General features: G+C 52.7%; 16 protein-coding genes. 5 read left to right on the forward strand and 11 right to left on the reverse strand.

Annotated elements, in window-relative coordinates:
- The first annotated feature begins 49 nt into the window (after positions 1-49).
- Positions 50-250, forward strand: coding sequence for a YdcH family protein (locus IMCC21906_RS03140; protein ID WP_047010952.1), 201 nt, complete (start codon positions 50-52; stop codon positions 248-250).
- Positions 251-490: 240 nt separating this feature from the next.
- Positions 491-1,294: a methyltransferase domain-containing protein gene (locus IMCC21906_RS03145; RefSeq protein ID WP_047010953.1), complete on the forward strand. Its 804-nt coding sequence runs from the start codon at positions 491-493 to the stop codon at positions 1,292-1,294.
- Here IMCC21906_RS03145 and IMCC21906_RS03150 read toward each other — a convergent pair whose 3' ends face one another.
- The 4 genes from IMCC21906_RS03150 to IMCC21906_RS03160 all read right to left on the reverse strand — a co-directional run bounded on the left by IMCC21906_RS03150 (position 1,295) and on the right by IMCC21906_RS03160 (position 4,185).
- A complete protein-coding gene (locus IMCC21906_RS03150) occupies positions 1,295-1,750 on the reverse strand; it encodes a DUF962 domain-containing protein (RefSeq protein ID WP_047010954.1) in 456 nt (151 codons plus the stop codon).
- Between the two features lie 133 nt (positions 1,751-1,883).
- Positions 1,884-2,009 (reverse strand): hypothetical protein, encoded by a 126-nt coding sequence (locus IMCC21906_RS17150; protein ID WP_255353592.1) that lies wholly within the window; start codon positions 2,007-2,009, stop codon positions 1,884-1,886.
- Between the two features lie 246 nt (positions 2,010-2,255).
- A complete protein-coding gene (locus tag IMCC21906_RS03155) occupies positions 2,256-3,458 on the reverse strand; it encodes a glycerol-3-phosphate dehydrogenase/oxidase (RefSeq protein ID WP_047010955.1) in 1,203 nt (400 codons plus the stop codon).
- On the reverse strand, positions 3,451-4,185 hold the full coding sequence (locus IMCC21906_RS03160; protein WP_047010956.1) for a glycerophosphodiester phosphodiesterase family protein: 735 nt from the start codon (positions 4,183-4,185) through the stop codon (positions 3,451-3,453). Before IMCC21906_RS03160 ends, IMCC21906_RS03155 begins: the two co-directional genes overlap by 8 nt.
- A gap of 187 nt (positions 4,186-4,372) precedes the next feature.
- On the opposite strand from IMCC21906_RS03160, the gene asnS reads away from it, so the two are divergent.
- Entirely contained in the window at positions 4,373-5,767 is a 1,395-nt protein-coding gene (asnS, locus tag IMCC21906_RS03165) for an asparagine--tRNA ligase (RefSeq protein ID WP_047010957.1), read from the forward strand.
- Between the two features lie 61 nt (positions 5,768-5,828).
- Here the strand turns inward: asnS and IMCC21906_RS03170 are convergent, their stop codons facing one another.
- On the reverse strand, positions 5,829-7,781 hold the full coding sequence (locus IMCC21906_RS03170) for a VacB/RNase II family 3'-5' exoribonuclease (protein WP_047010958.1): 1,953 nt from the start codon (positions 7,779-7,781) through the stop codon (positions 5,829-5,831).
- Between the two features lie 429 nt (positions 7,782-8,210).
- On the opposite strand from IMCC21906_RS03170, the gene IMCC21906_RS03175 reads away from it, so the two are divergent.
- Together IMCC21906_RS03175 and IMCC21906_RS03180 are read left to right on the forward strand one after the other, a co-directional pair.
- Positions 8,211-9,596: a PhoH family protein gene (locus IMCC21906_RS03175; protein ID WP_047010959.1), complete on the forward strand. Its 1,386-nt coding sequence runs from the start codon at positions 8,211-8,213 to the stop codon at positions 9,594-9,596.
- Between the two features lie 97 nt (positions 9,597-9,693).
- Positions 9,694-9,978 (forward strand): hypothetical protein, encoded by a 285-nt coding sequence (locus tag IMCC21906_RS03180; protein ID WP_156165974.1) that lies wholly within the window; start codon positions 9,694-9,696, stop codon positions 9,976-9,978.
- Positions 9,979-10,052: 74 nt separating this feature from the next.
- Here the strand turns inward: IMCC21906_RS03180 and IMCC21906_RS03185 are convergent, their stop codons facing one another.
- The 6 genes from IMCC21906_RS03185 to IMCC21906_RS03210 form a co-directional block, all read right to left on the reverse strand.
- Positions 10,053-10,430: a gamma-butyrobetaine hydroxylase-like domain-containing protein gene (locus tag IMCC21906_RS03185; protein ID WP_047010961.1), complete on the reverse strand. Its 378-nt coding sequence runs from the start codon at positions 10,428-10,430 to the stop codon at positions 10,053-10,055.
- Between the two features lie 86 nt (positions 10,431-10,516).
- Positions 10,517-11,833: an ATP-dependent protease ATPase subunit HslU gene (gene hslU / locus IMCC21906_RS03190; protein WP_047010962.1), complete on the reverse strand. Its 1,317-nt coding sequence runs from the start codon at positions 11,831-11,833 to the stop codon at positions 10,517-10,519.
- A gap of 35 nt (positions 11,834-11,868) precedes the next feature.
- A complete protein-coding gene (gene hslV, locus IMCC21906_RS03195; RefSeq protein ID WP_047010963.1) occupies positions 11,869-12,408 on the reverse strand; it encodes an ATP-dependent protease subunit HslV in 540 nt (179 codons plus the stop codon).
- A gap of 216 nt (positions 12,409-12,624) precedes the next feature.
- The gene (locus tag IMCC21906_RS03200) at positions 12,625-13,218 is read right to left on the reverse strand and encodes an SPOR domain-containing protein (RefSeq protein WP_047010964.1); all 594 of its coding nucleotides are present in this window, start codon (positions 13,216-13,218) and stop codon (positions 12,625-12,627) included.
- A gap of 2 nt (positions 13,219-13,220) precedes the next feature.
- Positions 13,221-14,975: an arginine--tRNA ligase gene (argS, locus tag IMCC21906_RS03205; protein WP_047010965.1), complete on the reverse strand. Its 1,755-nt coding sequence runs from the start codon at positions 14,973-14,975 to the stop codon at positions 13,221-13,223.
- Between the two features lie 162 nt (positions 14,976-15,137).
- Positions 15,138-17,405, reverse strand: a complete 2,268-nt coding sequence (locus IMCC21906_RS03210; protein WP_231580309.1) for a primosomal protein N' — start codon at positions 17,403-17,405, stop codon at positions 15,138-15,140.
- Positions 17,406-17,443: the final 38 nt, after the last annotated feature.

Raw genomic sequence — 17,443 nt, forward strand, 5'->3', positions numbered from 1 at the left:
GCAGGTAAAACGGTGACATTGCTAGCAGTGTTGCATAAGGCGACCTTACATGGAATCCCCAACGTCTCTAAGTGCGCGATTGCTGGAATTACAGCGTAAGCATCGCTCATTGGACGAAGAAATAAAGCTACTTTCAGACAACCCTTATCAAAATCAGCTGCTGTTGCAGCGGCTTAAAAAAGAAAAGCTGCGGCTGAAAGACAATATCAGCTGGATAAAAAACGCATTGATTCCCGATTTAGATGCCTAGCAGATCAAATAGTGACTGCTTGTGAGATATGTCTCACAAGGCCTGTAGGGAATGTCGCCTATTAAGTATTTGTGCCTAGGGCATAATAGCCGCTGTCAGGAAGACCTCGGCGCGCAATGGATTGCGTGCGACACAAGGAAGTCTTAAACATTAAAAGCCAGAGCATTGCTCTGGCTTTTTTTTCGCCTGAATTCCCCGTATTCTCCGCTGCTCCCTGTTTTGATGCAGCCAGTCTTCCAGATGACCAACAAAGATCGTAGTTTTGACGGATTAAGTCAGCGGTTTCGTAAAAATATTTACGATAGCCCCAAGGGACAGCTGCGGCTGGCCTTGTGCTGGCGGGAATTGTTGGAGCAGCTTCCTGGCTTGAAAGGCGAGGCGCCGTTACACATTTGGGATGCCGGTGGTGGCTTGGGGCAGATGAGCCTGCGCTTGGCAGAGTTAGGTCATCAATTACTTTACAGTGACCTTTCGGGTGAAATGGCAGACGGCTTTACACTGGAGCTAGCCAGTCATTCTGCGGCGGAGAGGGTGACGGTTCTTCAGCAATCGATTCAGGACGTGGCTGCACAGCAAGCTATGGCTGGGCGATTTGATGTCATCGTCTGTCACGCTGTGTTGGAATGGGTCGAGGACGGGCCGGCTTTGCTGGCAGCGCTCAAACGTTGCCTGAAACCTGGTGGTGTATTGTCGCTGATGTTTTATAACCTCAATGCCTTGGTGTTGAGCAATATTGGCAAGGGCAATCTCTATAAGCTTCGGGACGAGGCTTTTGCGGGGCATCCGGGGAGTTTCACGCCGCCTTCGCCCCGGCGACCCCACGAAGTTATTGATCAGCTACAGCAGCTGGGCCTTGAGGTGCAGGCCAAGCGGGGTATACGTTTGGTTTATGACCTAATGCCACGGGCCATTCGCGATGCCCGTAGCTACGACGATGTCGAGGCCATCGAATGGCAGTATGGTGCTCAGGAACCCTTTTGGGCCCTTGGTCGCTATGTGCATGTGTTGTGCAAAAATACGCTGCACAAAACGAGCAGCGACTAACTAGTGGTAGCGCATCCCCAATCGTTGCATAAGCGCCGCTAATATCCACAATGGACCAATTAATAAAAATAAAACGTCGGTGAAAAAAGACGGCTGTTTGGCCTCGGCCTTGTGGCCCACAAACTGAAAATACCACGCAATCAACCAAATAACGCCTGCGGGAATCCATAGCGCCAGCTCGATATGCGCCTGATACGCCATAATGCCCACAGCGATGGCGAGCATAAAAGGTAGCATTGCAAGGGCTAGTCTGAGCGACAATAGGCCATAAAAACCCATCGCAAAAATCAGCAGTAGCTGACCGATATTGGCGTCAGTGTAGGGAAGGGGTATCAGCCACAGTAGCGCCACAGTGCAGACGACAATTGCCGGAACACACCAGTAATGAATACGCTTGTTGCGCGGATTTTGGTGGGACTCGCTATACTCGTCCAGCCACTGCTGCAGATCGCGCATGGGCCATTTCCTCTCACGGTGTTGTTATTTTAGCTAACAAAATAACGCCCACCGTTGTGAGGAGCAATGGCCGTCTTGCCACTGACCTGCTGGCGTATCGGTCAGTGGTGTGCCGGGCAGCTGGTCTTCGGTGTTAAACGAGGCTGATCAAGCAGGCCGCGACCACGACGGTAACACCTAGAAATAGGCTGAATCTAGCAGCGATTTCGGCGGCAACGTCGGAATTCTGTGCGTAAGTAAGCAGTTTCTCTTGTGACATAATGTAACTCCTAGGTTTTGTGCTTCACTGGTATCCAGTATACGGGGATAAAGTGTTACCTATGGTTACGTAAAATTTATGTATTGGTGTGGGCCAGAAGCCATTGCTGCGGATTTTGGATGGGGTGGATTTAGATTATATCTATTTAAATCAATAGCTTAATAATATTTTTTGGCGGGATCACCGCCTTTTAATAGAAAGTAAACAAGCTTTTCCATTATTAAAAGGCGGTAACATTTGCTGCCGCTAGCTGCTTTGTTCGCTGCTTTGGGGCAAGGGGCTCAACGGCAATGTGCGGGTATCAGCTACATTCTCTCTTTTGCCAAGGCTTTTGATAATGTAGTCCATCACTCGCTCTGCCGTGTGGCGGTAGCTGGTGAGCTTGCCACCGTAGACGGCAATGAGAGAGGCCTGCTTGGGGTCGTCGCACAAAAAGAACGTATCTCGGTCACGTTTATTGGCGAGCTCGTCGGATTTGGCAAGCACCCGTAAGCCTGCCCAGCTGTCAACAATCGTGGCGTCGTCATTTTTGAAAAAGTGCCCGAAGGTTTCTTGCAGGTAACTAAGCTCTTCGTTGCTGGGGGTGACAGCATCCGCGCTTTCTTGGTGAACCACTTCGGTGGTGCCTATCAGTGCTTTGTCGCCCCAGGGCATCGCAAAGACGGCTCGACCATCTTTGGGCGACTCCATATAGAACACGCCGTTATCCAGCTTTTTATTCACTAGAATATGGCTTCCCCTGACTAAATCGATGGCTTTGGGGGTGGTGTCAGATTCTATGCGTTTGGCAATATCGTTAATCCAGGGACCGCCAGCATTCACCAAACATTTGCAGCGGCAGTTTATTTTTCCTTCCAGCGTGCGAATATTGAGCAGGTAGCCATCGTCAGTTTTGCTGGCTTCCATCAGTTCTGCGCTGGCCAAGGTGGTCACGCCCATTTCCTGGGCGGAGCGAATGACCGCTTCGGTGAGAAGTTTATCGTTGGTCTGGCCATCCCAGTATTGAAAAACCGCTTGCAAGCCATCGGTGCTTAAACCGTCCAGCTGTTCCCACTCGGCCTTGGGCAAACTGCGGAAACGCGCCAGCGGGCCGCCACCGCTGAGAATGTAGTAAAGGCTCAGGCCCGCGCGGATTTGCCAGGGACGACGGCTGGTGTCTTTGTAGATAGGAATAAAAAATTTCACGGGTTTAACCAGTTCTGGCGCATTCTTCAGTAGGCGCGCGCGTTCCCGCAAGCTGTGGTACACCAAGGGGATTTGCCCGGTTTCCAGGTAGCGCAAGCCGCCATGAATCAGTTTGCTGGAGCGTTGAGAGGTGCCTGCGGCCCAGTGGTGACGTTCAAATATCGTCACTTTGTAGCCGGCGGCAGCGGCAGCTTGTGCAATTCCTGCGCCTTGAACACCGCCGCCAATGACGGCTACTTCGGTTTCAATATGCTGCTCAGACAAGATTAAACTCCTGTAGTAATTCTCCAATAAGATAGGTCTCAACGGCGCTGGCGCCGCGATCAAACCACGTTTTTGCCTCTACGCCAGTGCCCACTTCATAGACCACAATGGGCCAGGGAAGTGCGCGGAGGTCGGCGTCGGTGGGTATGCAGTTGCGATCGCAATACACCACTTCGGGATTAAGCTTGGCCAGCGAGGCTAATTGCCAATCTGGCCAATAATCAAAAACAGCGCCGAGTCGCTGCCAGCCTTGGTTTTTTGCTAGCAATAATGCGTCCAGCTCAAAGCTGATCAGCACACATTGCTGGGCAACTGGTTTTAAAATCCGACATACCGCCGCCACGACAGTGCTCACATTAAAGTGGCGAATACTTTCGGCCTTCAGTTCTACAAACGCTGTGACCTTGGGAAACTCTTGCAACAGTGATACCACTTCACTCAGTGGGCACATCGGGTTGTTAGCAAATTGATCGCCAAAACGGATGGCCTCACCCGCTCGAAAGCTGAGCAGGGTGTCCGCTGGGTAATCCCAAATCATGCCGGGTTGCTGGCAGAGTCGTTCTAGGCTGGCGTCGTGAAAAACAAAAACATCTTGGTCTGCGCTGAGCTGCACGTCCAGTTCAATATTTACCGCGCCAGCACGAATAGCCTGACGCAAAGCGAGTAAGGTATTTTCTGGGTAGTGCTGGCGCCAGCCGCGGTGTGCAACAAAATTATCGGCGAGCATGAGAGGTCCAAAAGTGTCGGGGCCGTGACTACTGTAGTCTTTATCGCGCGACGCTTAAAGTCGGCGGCGGGGTATTTATGTTGAGCTACCCTAAAGTTGCTGCGCTCATGCTTATTCATAAGCCGTTACCATGGCTATAATGCCGACTAATTTTGAAAGCGCGATGACAGTTTTTAAGGGGAGGGATATGACCGTATATTCGATCAAGGCGCTATTAGCTGGCGAAGCGGAGATAGGTTCAGCGGTTACGGTTAAAGGCTGGGTGCGTAGCCGACGTGACTCTAAGGGCGGGTTCTCTTTTTTGGCCGTGCACGATGGCTCTTGCCACGCTGCCATTCAGGCTGTCTTGCCCGGTGAGTTAGAAAACTATCAGCGCGAACTGCTGCAGCTTACTGCGGGTTGCTCCGTTATTGTTGAGGGCGAGCTGGTTGCGTCCCAAGGCAAGGGGCAGGCGGTGGAGATTCAAGCTGCCAAGGTCGAGGTAGTGGGCTTGGTGGATGACCCTGATAGTTATCCGGTGGCCAAAAAACGCCACAGCTTTGAGTATTTGCGCAGCGTGGCCCATTTGCGCCCGCGAACCAATACCTTTGGCGCGATCACTCGGGTGCGCACGGTCTTGGCTAATGCCGTTCATCGTTATTTCTTTGAGCGGGGTTTTCAGTGGATTAACAGTCCGCTTATCACCGCCAGTGATTGCGAGGGTGCTGGAGAGCTGTTTAGGGTATCGACGCTGGATTTTATGAATTTGCCCAGAGACGAAAAAGGCGGGGTGGATTTCGGTGAAGACTTTTTTGGCCGGGAGGCATTTTTAACCGTGTCGGGCCAGCTCAACGCCGAGGCTTATGCGCTGGCGATGTCGAAGGTCTATACCTTTGGTCCTACGTTTCGGGCGGAAAACTCCAATACCAGTCGCCACTTGGCAGAATTTTGGATGGTAGAGCCGGAAATTGCGTTTGCCGATTTAAATGACGATGCCGCATTGGCCGAAGATTTTCTCCGCTATTTGTTGGGGCAGGTTCTGGAGCAGTGTCAGGAGGATTTGGCATTCTTTAATGAGTTTATCGACAAGGGCGTATTGGCGCGATTGCAGCAAGTGGCGGAAACAGGCTTTGCGCGCATGACCTATACCGAGGCGGTAAAAATCCTCGAGACCTCGGGGCAAAAATTTGAGTATCCGGTGAAGTGGGGCGCCGATTTGCAATCGGAACATGAGCGTTTTCTCTGCGAGCAGCATATAGGCGGCCCGCTAGTGGTGACCGACTATCCCAAAGAGATTAAAGCGTTTTATATGCGCATGAATGATGACGGTAAAACCGTTGCCGCCATGGACGTGCTGGCGCCGGGAATTGGCGAAATTATTGGTGGCAGTCAGCGGGAAGAGCGTTTAGATGTGTTGGATGCCCGCATGGCTGAGCAGAATGTACACGGTTTGGGCTGGTATCGGGATTTGCGCCGTTACGGCACGGTGCCCCATGCGGGGTTTGGCTTGGGCTTTGAGCGCTTGCTCAATTATATAACCGGTATGGAAAACGTGCGGGATGCGATTCCTTTTCCAAGGGTACCCCGGCACGCTGAGTTTTAAGGACGGCAGCCTTGCCTCTTTCGGCTGGAAAGGGCAAGGGCCTTAGCTTCGTTCTTCTGTTTTAGCTGCTTTCTTTCGTGTTTGTGGCGGCTTCTGCCGGGTCGCTTGGCGTTGTCGCTTCGTCTTCGACGACATTGAACAATAGCTTGCCTGCAAAGGGATCGAGCTCAGCGACTTTCACTGTAACCGGCGTTTCCAGCTGGAACAGGCGCTTGTCATTGAATAGACGCAGGCTATTGGCGTCAAAGCTGAGTTTCTCGGGAATGGAGCGCGCTTCGACAAAACCGTTAATGCCAGTGTCGTCCAGTTCGACTGTAAAGCCGCCACCGTTTAAGTGGGCGATATGGCCTTGGTAGACCTGATCCTTTGGCTGCTTGGCCAAAAACTGGTAATGCAGCCAGCGTTCCATATTGCGGCTGGCCTGACGAGCGTTGCGGAGAGTGTCTTGTAATGCCTGCAGTGCGTCACTGCTGGGTAAGCTGGCTTGGGTGTTGTCGAGCTTGGCGCGAATGCAGCGCTGGGCAATTAAGTCATTGTATTTGCGCAGCGGCGACGTAAATGTGCTGTAGCGTTCCAGTCCCAGGCCAAAATGCGGTTTTGCCTCCAGGCTAAGTTCGCCGGGTTGTAGCATTCTGGCGAAAATACTCCGCAGCGGCAGGTTTGAGCTGCTGGTGCTGGTTGCATTGATCAGCTGGCGATAGCCGTCTAAGGTGCTGATGTCGCAATCCTGTAGCTCGGGCAGCGCCTCGGCCATCACCGCGCGAACATTCGCTAATCGGTCTTCCCGTAAACCAGCATGACTACTAAATATGGCTGGACCGTCGGCAAACCACTCAGCGACGCTACGGTTTGCCGCCAACATGCATTCTTCGACTAGGCGGTGAGCATCGTTGCGTAAAACCTTGGTAATGGCTGCAATCTGGCCGGCATCGTCTAATTCATAACGGAAGTCGGCTTGCTCGGGCATGATCAACGCATGTTCGGTCCGGTAGCTATTGAGTGCTTTGCTGACCGCTTCAAGTGTTTTGAGCTGCGGGTGCTCTAGCGTTTCATCGCCATTTAGCTGGGCTTGCACGCCGTTATAGCTGAGCTTGGCATGGGAGCGGATCAGTGCTTCACAAAAGCTGACTTGGCTAATTTCGCCGTGTTCGCTGACTTGCATTGTGCAAACAAGGGCGGCTCGATCTTGTTCTGGCAGCAGCGAGCACAGGTCTTTGGTAATGGCTTCGGGAAACATGACCTGGGTTTTGCCGGGCAGATAGACGCTAGTGCCTCTTGCGGCGGCAGCTTTATCTAATGCGCTGCCAGGCAGGATGTAGGCACCGGGGTCTGCCACTGCGACTTGTAGACGCCAGCCTTGCTCATTGGCTTCAGCCCACAGCGCGTCATCGATGTCCCGGGTTTCTGCAGAGTCGATGGTGACAAAGGGTGTCGCTCTAAGATCGTCACGCTTGTCTGCGCGCTGATCGTTCAGTGTCTCTGTGCCTTTGGGCCACTCTCTGGGCAGGTTGAATTTGTACTGGGTGTAGCGGGCCTCGACCCCCGGCTCGTTCAGGCTGCCAATGCGTGCCAGCACGTTGACTTGTGATTTGCCGTCACGGAAGGGGTGGCGGCTGACCTTGCAATGCAGCAAATCACCCTCGGCGGCTTTTTTGCGTTGCGAAGGGGGAATGAATAACAGCTTATTGAAACGCGGCAGATCGGGCTCTACAAAATGGCCTTGGCCGCGAATAACGTAACGGCCGGTAAAGGTATCCAGCGGGCTTTTGAGCAGTTTTTCCAGCTCGGCTTTGAATTTGCCCTTGTCGTCGGTGTGGACGGTTATTTTTACTCGATCGCCAGGGAATACGCGCTGCATATCATCCGGCGCAAGAAATACATCGCGACCATCGTCGAGCTTGACAAAGCCAAAGCGCCTTTGGCTACCCCTGACCTCGCCTTCGCCTTGATCCTTAGATTCGATGATGTCGGTCTTTAACTGATTAAGTTGCGCCAGCGAATTTGGGTCTAGCATGATGCCGTCTTACCTGTCTGTGCTGCGAAAAATGGGGCTACAGGGTAGCGGAAAACAGCGGTGGCGTCTTCCGTTAAAGACCATGTAGCGCGAATATGGTGCGTATTCGTGGGCGTTCGCCCCAGCGTAATGCAAAATGCGATCTAAGCGAGGATTCCTATAAAGTTTGGTTGACAAGTTGCGCCTTGGCTCCCAATAATCAAGACACATCTCGCTTTTGGACTGGTCGATTGTTTTCAGTGCAAATTTGCCTTTTGGCTAACAGCAAGACATATACCCCCGACTGTGCTTTAACGCGACGGCCGCAGTCCCCTACGATTCAGTTCAAATCTTCGTGTACCTCAAATTTCGGGCAGCTTCGCCCCCATGCTCTATCAATAAAAACGGCCGCTGGCCGACTTACACTTCCCTGCCTGCAGAGAGAGCCTTATGGAAAAAATCTTTGTTCTTGATACCAATGTATTGCTGCACGATCCCATGGCAATTAGCGCATTTAAGGAACACCGGGTGGTTATTCCGATGACGGTGTTAGAAGAGTTGGATCATATCAAGGACAGGCGAGATAAAGACGTGAGCCGGGAGGCTCGAATAGCCATTAATGCCATCGATAAAATTCTGTTTAATGCCAGCCCTCGGGCAATTCAAGAAGGGGTGGAAATTCCCAACAGTCTGGAGGGAGATAAAAACGGCTTGTTGGCTATTTTTCCCGACCAGCTTATTAATCACGATACGGCTGCGGCGTATCTGGATGGCAGTCAGCAGCAGGCCAACGATAACCGCATTATCAATGTTGCCTTGCATTTGCAGGTTAAAAACCCGGGAGCTTATGTATGTCTGGTCACAAAAGACATTAATATGCGCTTGAAGGCTAAAGGGTCCGGACTGGAAAATGTTGAGGACTATCGGCGGGACCGAGTGCTGGATGATATTCAGTATATGGCCAAGGGCTATGAGCATTTGCCGGGGCGTTTTTGGGATCAGGTGGATACCGTTGACACCATTCGTGAAGGCAGTCAAACGGTGCATGTGTTGAGCCGAAACGTGTTGCCCCATGCCCATGTTAATCAGTTTATTTTCGACGATAGTGGCTTTGTGGGACAGGTGCGATCGGTAGAGGGCGAACGCATTGAGCTGTTGGACCTCTGCAAAGAGCAGATGATGAATCAACATATGTGGGGGCTAAAACCCCGTAACTTTGAACAAGCCATGGCTTTTTTTATGGTGTCGCGGCCTAATATTGATATGACCGTGTTAACTGGTCCGGCCGGGTCGGGTAAAACCTTGATAGCGCTAGCTTACGGGCTTCACGCGATTTTGGAAGAAAAACGTTACGACAAGTTAATTGTAGCTCGCTCCACGCCGCCAATTGCAGAAGACATCGGCTTTCTGCCCGGGACCGAAGAAGAGAAAATGGCGCCGTGGCTTGCCGCATTTGACGACAATCTTGAAGTGCTGCATGGCAGCGATGAGTCACCGTTTAGTAGCATTGAATATGTAAAAGACAAAGCTAACATTCAATTTAAATCGCTAAACTTTATGCGAGGAAGGTCGTTTAATAACGCGTATATTGTAATTGATGAATCTCAGGGTTTAACGCAGTTTCAGTTAAAGTCTATTATTACTAGGGTAGGTTCTAATTCAAAAATTGTGGTGTTGGGTAACTTGGCCCAGATTGATAACAAATATATTTCGCCGTTGACGTCAGGCTTAACGTATCTGGTAGAAAAGAGTAAGCATTTTCCCCATGCGGGCATCATGCATGTGAACGGTATTGAGCGTTCGCGATTGGCGGCATTTGCGGAAGAAAACTTATAAGGTAAAGGCGTTGACCCTCGGGGTTGCTTATGAGTAACAACTAACGCCGGGGGTTTGTCAATAGGGTTAACTCACGCTGTATTGCAGAGTTGTTGAGGTGCTAAATTACCCTCACCCAATTACTGTACCTGTCGCAGCCATGATTTTTGAAAAACGATTTAAAAAGCCACCCGTTCCCGGCAACCTTGAAGCCTTGCTGACTGATGGTCAGGTTAAAAGTTTACGCCGTGTTGAGAATTTTGGCTGGACGCTTAAATTTGTCAGGCAACCGCATTTTGAGCCGCCCACTGTGGTGGTAGAGAATGCCTCAGGCTTGCGCTTGGGTTTGCTGGAAGAAAATGGTGATTTAAAGTTTGACCCTATTCTCAATATGCGGAGTTAAGCAAAAGCCCGTTTTTGTGATGATGCCCTCTGGCTAAGCGCTTCTGTTTTGCAAATTCCCCAGCAAAAAACAGCCTAGCCAAAAAATTTAACCACCTGCTCGTCGGGGTCGCGGCTGGCACCTGCTGCGTCCAGCTCTTGTAAATACTGCTCCCACTTAGACTCTTGGTTCTGGCACAGCTCGTATAAATACGTCCAGGAATAAATACCACTATCGTGTTCGTCGCTAAATACCAGCTGTAAGGCGTAATTGCCTACTGGGATCAGGTCTTTGATCTCAACATGCAGTTTTCCGGTTTGAAGCTTTTCCTGGCCGCTACCGTGGCCCCGCACTTCCGCAGACGGGGAGTAGACCCGTAACAATTCCGCGCTCAGACGATAGCTGCTGCCATTGGCGTATTGCAGCTCTAGCTCGCGGGTTTTTTTGTGAAGGGTAATGTCGCTGGGTATCATGTTGCTGCCCTATTGTAGGGTCGGTGCTGGCACCGACCCTACTGTGACGTGCCATGGGGTTTGAGGCACTGATAACGTTGATGTGCTTACAGTATAAACCGGCTTAGATCTTCATTTTTTGCCAGTTCACCCAACTGGGTTTCGACATAGGCGGCATCGACTACCAGCTTCTGCTGGCTGTTGCTGGCTTCATAAGACAGCTCTTCCAGCAAGCGCTCCATGACAGTATGCAGGCGGCGGGCACCAATATTCTCGGTGCGCTCATTTACTTCCCAAGCGGTTTCGGCAATGCGACTAATGCCTTCGGCAGCAAATTCTATCTCGGTGCCTTCGGTGGCTAGCAGGGCTTGATACTGCTCAGTTAGCGACGCGCGGGGCTCGGTTAAAATGCGTTCAAAATCATTGGGCGTCAGCGCTGCCAGTTCTACCCGGATTGGCAGACGACCCTGAAGTTCAGGAATCAAGTCTGAGGGTTTGCTGAGGTGAAAAGCACCAGAGGCAATAAACAAAATATGGTCTGTTTTGATCATGCCGTGTTTAGTGCTGACCGTACAGCCTTCTATCAGCGGTAGTAAATCCCGTTGCACCCCTTCGCGTGAAACGTCACCGCCACTGCCTTCCTGGCGTTTGGCGACTTTGTCTATTTCATCGATAAAGACAATACCATTTTGTTCCACTGCGTGGACGGCGCGCGCCTTAAGCTCTTCTTCATTAACGAGTTTGGCGGCTTCTTCGTCTTGAATTTGTTTGTAGGCGGCTTTAATTGTCAGGCGGCGGGATTTTTTACGATCATTGCCCATTTTTGAAAACATGCCTTGGAGTTGATTGGTCATCTCCTCCATTCCCGGTGGCGCCATAATTTCTATACCCGCGGGAGCCATGTTTAGTTCAACGTCGATTTCCCGGTCGTCCAGTTCGCCTTCCCGGAGTTTTTTACGAAATATTTGCCGGGTATTGCTGCCTTGCTCTGTTTCACTTTCGCCGCGGGCCTGGGGAAGCAGCGCGTCAAGAATCCGCTCTTCGGTGGCATCCTGGGCGCGATGGGACACTTGCTCCATCGCTTCCTCACGGTGGAGCTTGATAGAGGCGTCAACCAAATCACGAATAATCGATTCTACGTCTCGGCCAACATAACCGACTTCGGTAAATTTAGTGGCTTCTACCTTGATGAACGGCGCTTTAGCTAATTTTGCCAGACGGCGGGCAATCTCCGTTTTACCTACCCCGGTGGGGCCGATCATCAGGATGTTCTTGGGGGTAATTTCGTTGCGTAGCGACTCATCCAGCTGCATGCGACGCCAGCGGTTGCGCAGGGCAATGGCCACGGCGCGTTTGGCATCTTGCTGGCCAATAATATGTTTATCCAGTTCGTGAACAATTTCACGGGGTGTCATGTTGGACATGCGGACTCCGGTATCTCTGGCCTGGGGGCAGGCCGCTAATATTCGAGGGACTCAATGGTCCGGTTGTGATTGGTGTAAATGCAGATGTCACCGGCAATGTTCAGGCCTTTTTCGACAATATCCAAGGCGCTTAACTCGGTGTTATCCATGAGTGCCCGAGCGGCGGCAGTGGCAAAGGCGCCGCCGCTGCCGATGGCAATCATATTGTCTTCTGGCTCTATCACATCACCGTTGCCGCTGATCACCAGGGTGGTTTCGGTGTCGGCGACGATCAGTAGTGCTTCCAGTTGGCGCAGCGAGCGTTCGCTGCGCCAGGCCTTGGCCAGCTCCACGGCGGCACGGGTGAGTTTGCCCTGGTGTTTGCTGAGTTCTTTTTCAAATAACTCAAACAGCGTGAAGGCGTCGGCAGTGCCTCCGGCAAAGCCGGCGATAACGGTGCCGTTATGCAGGCGGCGTACCTTGCGGGCATTGCCTTTCATAACGGTGTTGCCCATGGTGACCTGTCCGTCACCGCCAACGACAACTTGGCCTTGGCGGCGTACAGAAAGAATGGTGGTGCCGCGAAACTGTTCCACGCGGGGCTCCTTTTGATTTTCTGAGGATAAAGTTCTATGGATTCCCTTTTAAATGGTGGCTGCAAGTGCGTATTTCAAGGGCGAAGTTGCGGATTCATATTGCTTGCTGTGAAGTGGTGAGGCCAAAGGGGAGGGGCGCCTCCCTATCGTGAGAACAACGATAGGGAGCGCTAACTTACGGTATTTTTTGAGATGTGTTTTGGCGATGCGGACTGACTATGGTTTCTTTTGTCTGACCACCAAGGTGTCAATGCTTTCGTCAATGAGTTTGGCGCGGGCATCGGACAAGGTGTTGTGAGACGTGAAGGGGCCAACGTAAACCCGGTGCCAGCGATCACCATTGGCTTCTACGGCCTCAACCTTGGCGTCTAAGCCCAGCAATAAGATCTGAGCTCGGCGTCTATCGGCATCGGCTGATTGGCGGAAGGAGCCAGCTTGTAGAATGTATTTTTCACCGTCTGGCAAAGCGGGCTTCTGTGGCTGGGGTTTATTGTCGGGTGCCGGTTTGCTGGCCACGGCTTTTGCAGCGGAGGCTTCATCGGGGACAATAACTTCCCGCTCGGGCAGGAGGGTAAAGAAATCAAATTTGGTACTGGTTGTAACGGGCTTTTCGTCTGCTTTTTTCTTTGTGGCTGGCGCAGGTTTAGCGACAGTGGCCACCGCGGGTGAGCTGTCATTGCCCATTTGGAAAACCAATACCGAGCAGATAACACCGGCGATAAAGCCGACCCCCAGCAATACGGAGGCAGGTACGCCCTGTTTTTGTGGCGCGCGGGAGGCGCCTCGGGTGGTTCGCTTTCCTTGAGCCATGCTTACATTTCCTCTGGTGCTGTTACGCCCAGTAAGTGCAGCCCGTTGCGTAGTACTTGTTGTACCGCCACGGACAGGGCGAGTCGGGCATCCCGAAGCTGCTTGTCTTCGCCCAACATCTTATGGGCGTTGTAATAGGTGTGGAAATCCCCTGCCAGCTCACGCAAGTAGTGGGCCAGTGTGTGTGGCTCAAATTGCTCGGCTGCTCCGGATAAGACTTCTGGGTAGCGGCTGAGTTTCACTAACAGCGCTTTTTCTGTGTCTTCGGTCAGCAGCGGCAATTGTGCTAGTCCTGCTTCTTGGGACCAAGCCTGGCCGGATTCTGCCAGTTTGCGAAGAATGCTGGCAACCCGAGCGTGGGCGTACTGGATGTAATATACCGGGTTATCTTTACTTTCTGATTTCGCCAACTCCAGATCGAAGTCGGTGGCTTGGTCGGCTTTGCGCATAATATAGAAAAACCGCGCCGCATCGTTGCCAACGTCGTCCCGTAATTCTCGAAGCGTCACAAAAGACCCGGAGCGGGTGGACATTTGTACTTGCTGGTCGCCGCGAAATAGCGACACAAATTGCACCAGTCGCACCACAAGTTTGTTCTGGTCAATTTTTAAAGCCTGAAGGGCTGCTTTAACCCGGGCAATATAACCGTGGTGGTCGGCACCCCAGATATTAATGACCTTATCAAAGCCCCGCTCGAATTTATTCTTGTGATAAGCAATGTCAGAGGCAAAGTAGGTGGTTTGGCCATTTTCGCGTTTCACCACCCGATCTTTGTCGTCGCCAAACTGGGTAGACAGAAACCACAGCGCGCCGTCCCGCTCTTCGATAAAGCCGTTTTCTTGCAGCTTGCTGATAGCTGCTTCGACTTGATTGGGGTTTTCCGTGAGGCTGCGCTCAGAAAACCACTCTTGGTAGTTGACGCCAAATTCAGCCAAATCGACCCGAATACCGCTAAGAATGGCATTCAAGCCCTTGTCGAAAACGATTTGATAATCGTCACCAAGCAGGTTTTTGGCTTTGTTGATCAGCTCGTCGATATGGGTTTCTTTGTCGCCTTCTGGGGCGTCGGCGCAGATGCCGCTAAATACCTCAGCCGCACTGTGGCGGAGTTTTTCGCCTTCGGCGGCCAGTAGCTCTCGGCCGTAATCTTCGATGTAATCGCCCTGATACGCATTTGAAGGAAAGGACAGTTCTTCGCCGCAGGCCTGCAAATAGCGTAGCCAAACGCTGGTGCCAAGAATATCCATCTGGCGGCCAGCGTCATTAACATAGTATTCCCGGCAGACTTCGTAACCTGTCGCTTCCAGCATATCGGCAACACAGGCACCGTAGGCTGCACCGCGACCGTGGCCGACGTGCAGCGGCCCGGTGGGATTGGCCGACACAAATTCGACTTGGACTTTTTGGCCGTTGGCGGGCAGGCGTCCAAAGTCGTCGCCCTTGGCGAAAATATCGTGAATTACCTGGTAGGCGCTGGCTTCATTGAGAAAGAAGTTGATAAAGCCGGGGCCAGCAATCTCTACTTTAACTACCGCGTCGCTGGCGGGGAGGGCATCAATAATTTGCTGGGCGATGACTCTGGGGTTGCTGCGCAGGGGTTTGGCCAGGGTCATGGCAATATTGCAGGCGAGGTCGCCGTGGGTTTTGTCCCGGGTGCGCTCAATTTGAATATTGATGGGCAGGTCTTCGGGCCAATCGGCGCGGCTACGCAGACTTTGCACGGCCTGGTTAATAAGGTCGGCGACGGTGTCTTTCATGGTTAGTTTGATGCTCTCTTACTTGGCAGTCATCCGCCATTTGTAGTGGGCGGAGCAGGGTGCCGTTTTAAGTGCCCGCTGGGATTAAAAAATACGGGGCCGCATATTATGGCGGCTTAGCTTTAAAAATGCACCAGCTGGGCGGCGCGTGTGCCAAGCCTTTTAAAACATCTCAATGGGATCGACATCGATAGACCAGCGCAGGTCGCCAAGGCGCCGCTGTTGTTCCGCGACGTGGCAGGCTTGGTTTAAGGCCGTGTGAAGTTGACTGCGTTTTGCGGCCTGAAAGAGCAGGCTGCAACGAAAGCGCCCCGCCCGCCGGGCCATTGGCGCGGGCAGAGGGCCGATAATATCGCATTGCTTGTGATTTTGAAGACCTTGACTCACGGTGGTGAGAAATTGCTCGGCACTGCTGAGTTGCTTGGCGTCGCAACGCATCACCGCCATAAAACTACAGGGCGGCAAGCCCATCAATTCCCTCTCGGCCATTAAAGTGTTGGCAAAACCGGCATATCCGCTGTGTACCAGTTGTTGCAATACGGGATGGTCGGGGCAGTGGGTTTGAATCAGCACCGTGCCAGGTTTGTCACCTCGCCCGGCCCGGCCAGCGACTTGTAACAGTAATTGCCCGGTGCGTTCTCCCGCCCGAAAGTCCGGGCTGAACAGACCGCCATCGATATCGACAACGGCGACGAGGGTAACATCGGGAAAGTGATGACCTTTGGCCAGCATTTGGGTGCCTACCAATACCGCAGGATCGCCATTGTGAATACGGTCCACCAAGGTTTGCATGCTGCCTTTGTTGGAGGTGGTGTCCCGGTCAATGCGAATAACAGGCGTGTCGGCAAAGCGCCTTTTTAACGCCATTTCTAAACGCTCGGTGCCGGGGCCCTGAAACGTCAGGCTGCTGTTCTGGCATTGGGGACAGTGGCTGGGCAGTGCCCCTCGGGCGTCGCAGTGGTGGCAGCGCAGTTCCCGCCGATTAAAATGCACAGTCATGCGGGCATCGCAGGATTCACATTCGGCCATCCAGCCGCAACTGTGGCACTGCACCAGCGGCGCAAACCCCCGGCGGTTGAGAAATACCAGCGCTTGATTGCCGGCGTTGAGGGTGTCCTCTATTTGCTTGAACAGCAGCGGACTTAAGCCTTCGTCTAAGGGTTGTTGGCGAATATCGATGAGCCGTTGGCTGGGCGGCTTGGCGTCCCCGGCCCGTTGCTGCAGTACCAATTGTTGATAGCGGCCCTGCTTGACGTTATAGAGGCTGTCCAAACTTGGTGTGGCGCTCGCCAGCAGCACCGGGCAAGACCAGTCCGCGGCGCGTTTAACGGCGATGTCTCTGGCCGAATAATGCCAGCCGTCTTGTTGTTTGTAAGAGGCATCGTGCTCTTCGTCGACAATGATCAATCCGAGTTCGGCAAAGTCGCAAAGCACCGCGGAGCGGGTGCCGAGAACGATAGCGGCTTTTCCGTGTTTGATTGCCTGCCAATTGCGGTAGCGCTCGTTGTCATTGAGGCCGGAATGCAGCGCGACTACCTGGCCGGGGTAGCGTTGTTCAAAGCGGGCCAGGGTTTGGGGCGTCAGGCCGATTTCGGGGACCAGCACCAGCGCCTGTTGGCCGCGTTGCAATACGCTGTGAATTGCTTGCAGGTAGACCTCGGTCTTGCCGCTGCCTGTTACACCTTCTAAAAGGAAACGCTCAAATCGGCCCAGTGCTGCCGTAAGTGTATTTACGGCGGCCGCTTGCTCTGGGTTGGGGGTGAGTGGTGGTTGAGGCGCTGGCGGCGCTGGAGTAGTTTCTGCACAGGGGCTTAAATAATGTCCTTTGATTAGGGCGTTGAGGACGCTGTTGCTAAAACCCATGTCTTTAATTTGGCGCCGACTGAGCTGACCGTTTTGCTGAATGGCCTTGAGTAGCGCACGTTGCTGGTGAGCCTGCTTGGGTAACGGAGCCAGTTCGTCTGTATTGCCATGTGCCTGCCAGGCGGTGGTGGCGATTTTGGGTGGTGTGGCTTTGCGCAGGGCGACTGGCAGTATCTGTTGCAGGCACTCACCTATGGGGTGGTGATAGTAGCTCGCTGCCCAGCGCGCCAGTGCGAGCAGATCCTTGCTGATGGCGGGTTCGCCTTGATCCAGTCGCTCTAATACGCTTTTGAGTTGCTTGGTCGGAACATCGCTGCTGGCCAGTGAATCGAGTACGGTGGCAACAAGGCGGCGGTTGCCAAAGGGCACGAGTACCCGTTCGCCGGGTCTGGGCGCAGTCAGTTCCGCTGGCCACAGGTAGTCAAAGTGGCGGCGCAGAGGGCTGGGAATGGCAATGGAAACCAGTGTATTCATGCCGGTGGCGATAAAATTCAGGGTAAAATTAAAGCCAGCAGTGTATAAGAAAAGTGTGGCGACGTCTGATGGCTTGATAAACCGAGACGGCAAGGGGCCAAACTCTTGCTTCTGGCTAATATTCTGTTAAT

The organism is Spongiibacter sp. IMCC21906 (genome assembly GCF_001010805.1).
GTDB lineage: Bacteria > Pseudomonadota > Gammaproteobacteria > Pseudomonadales > Spongiibacteraceae > Spongiibacter.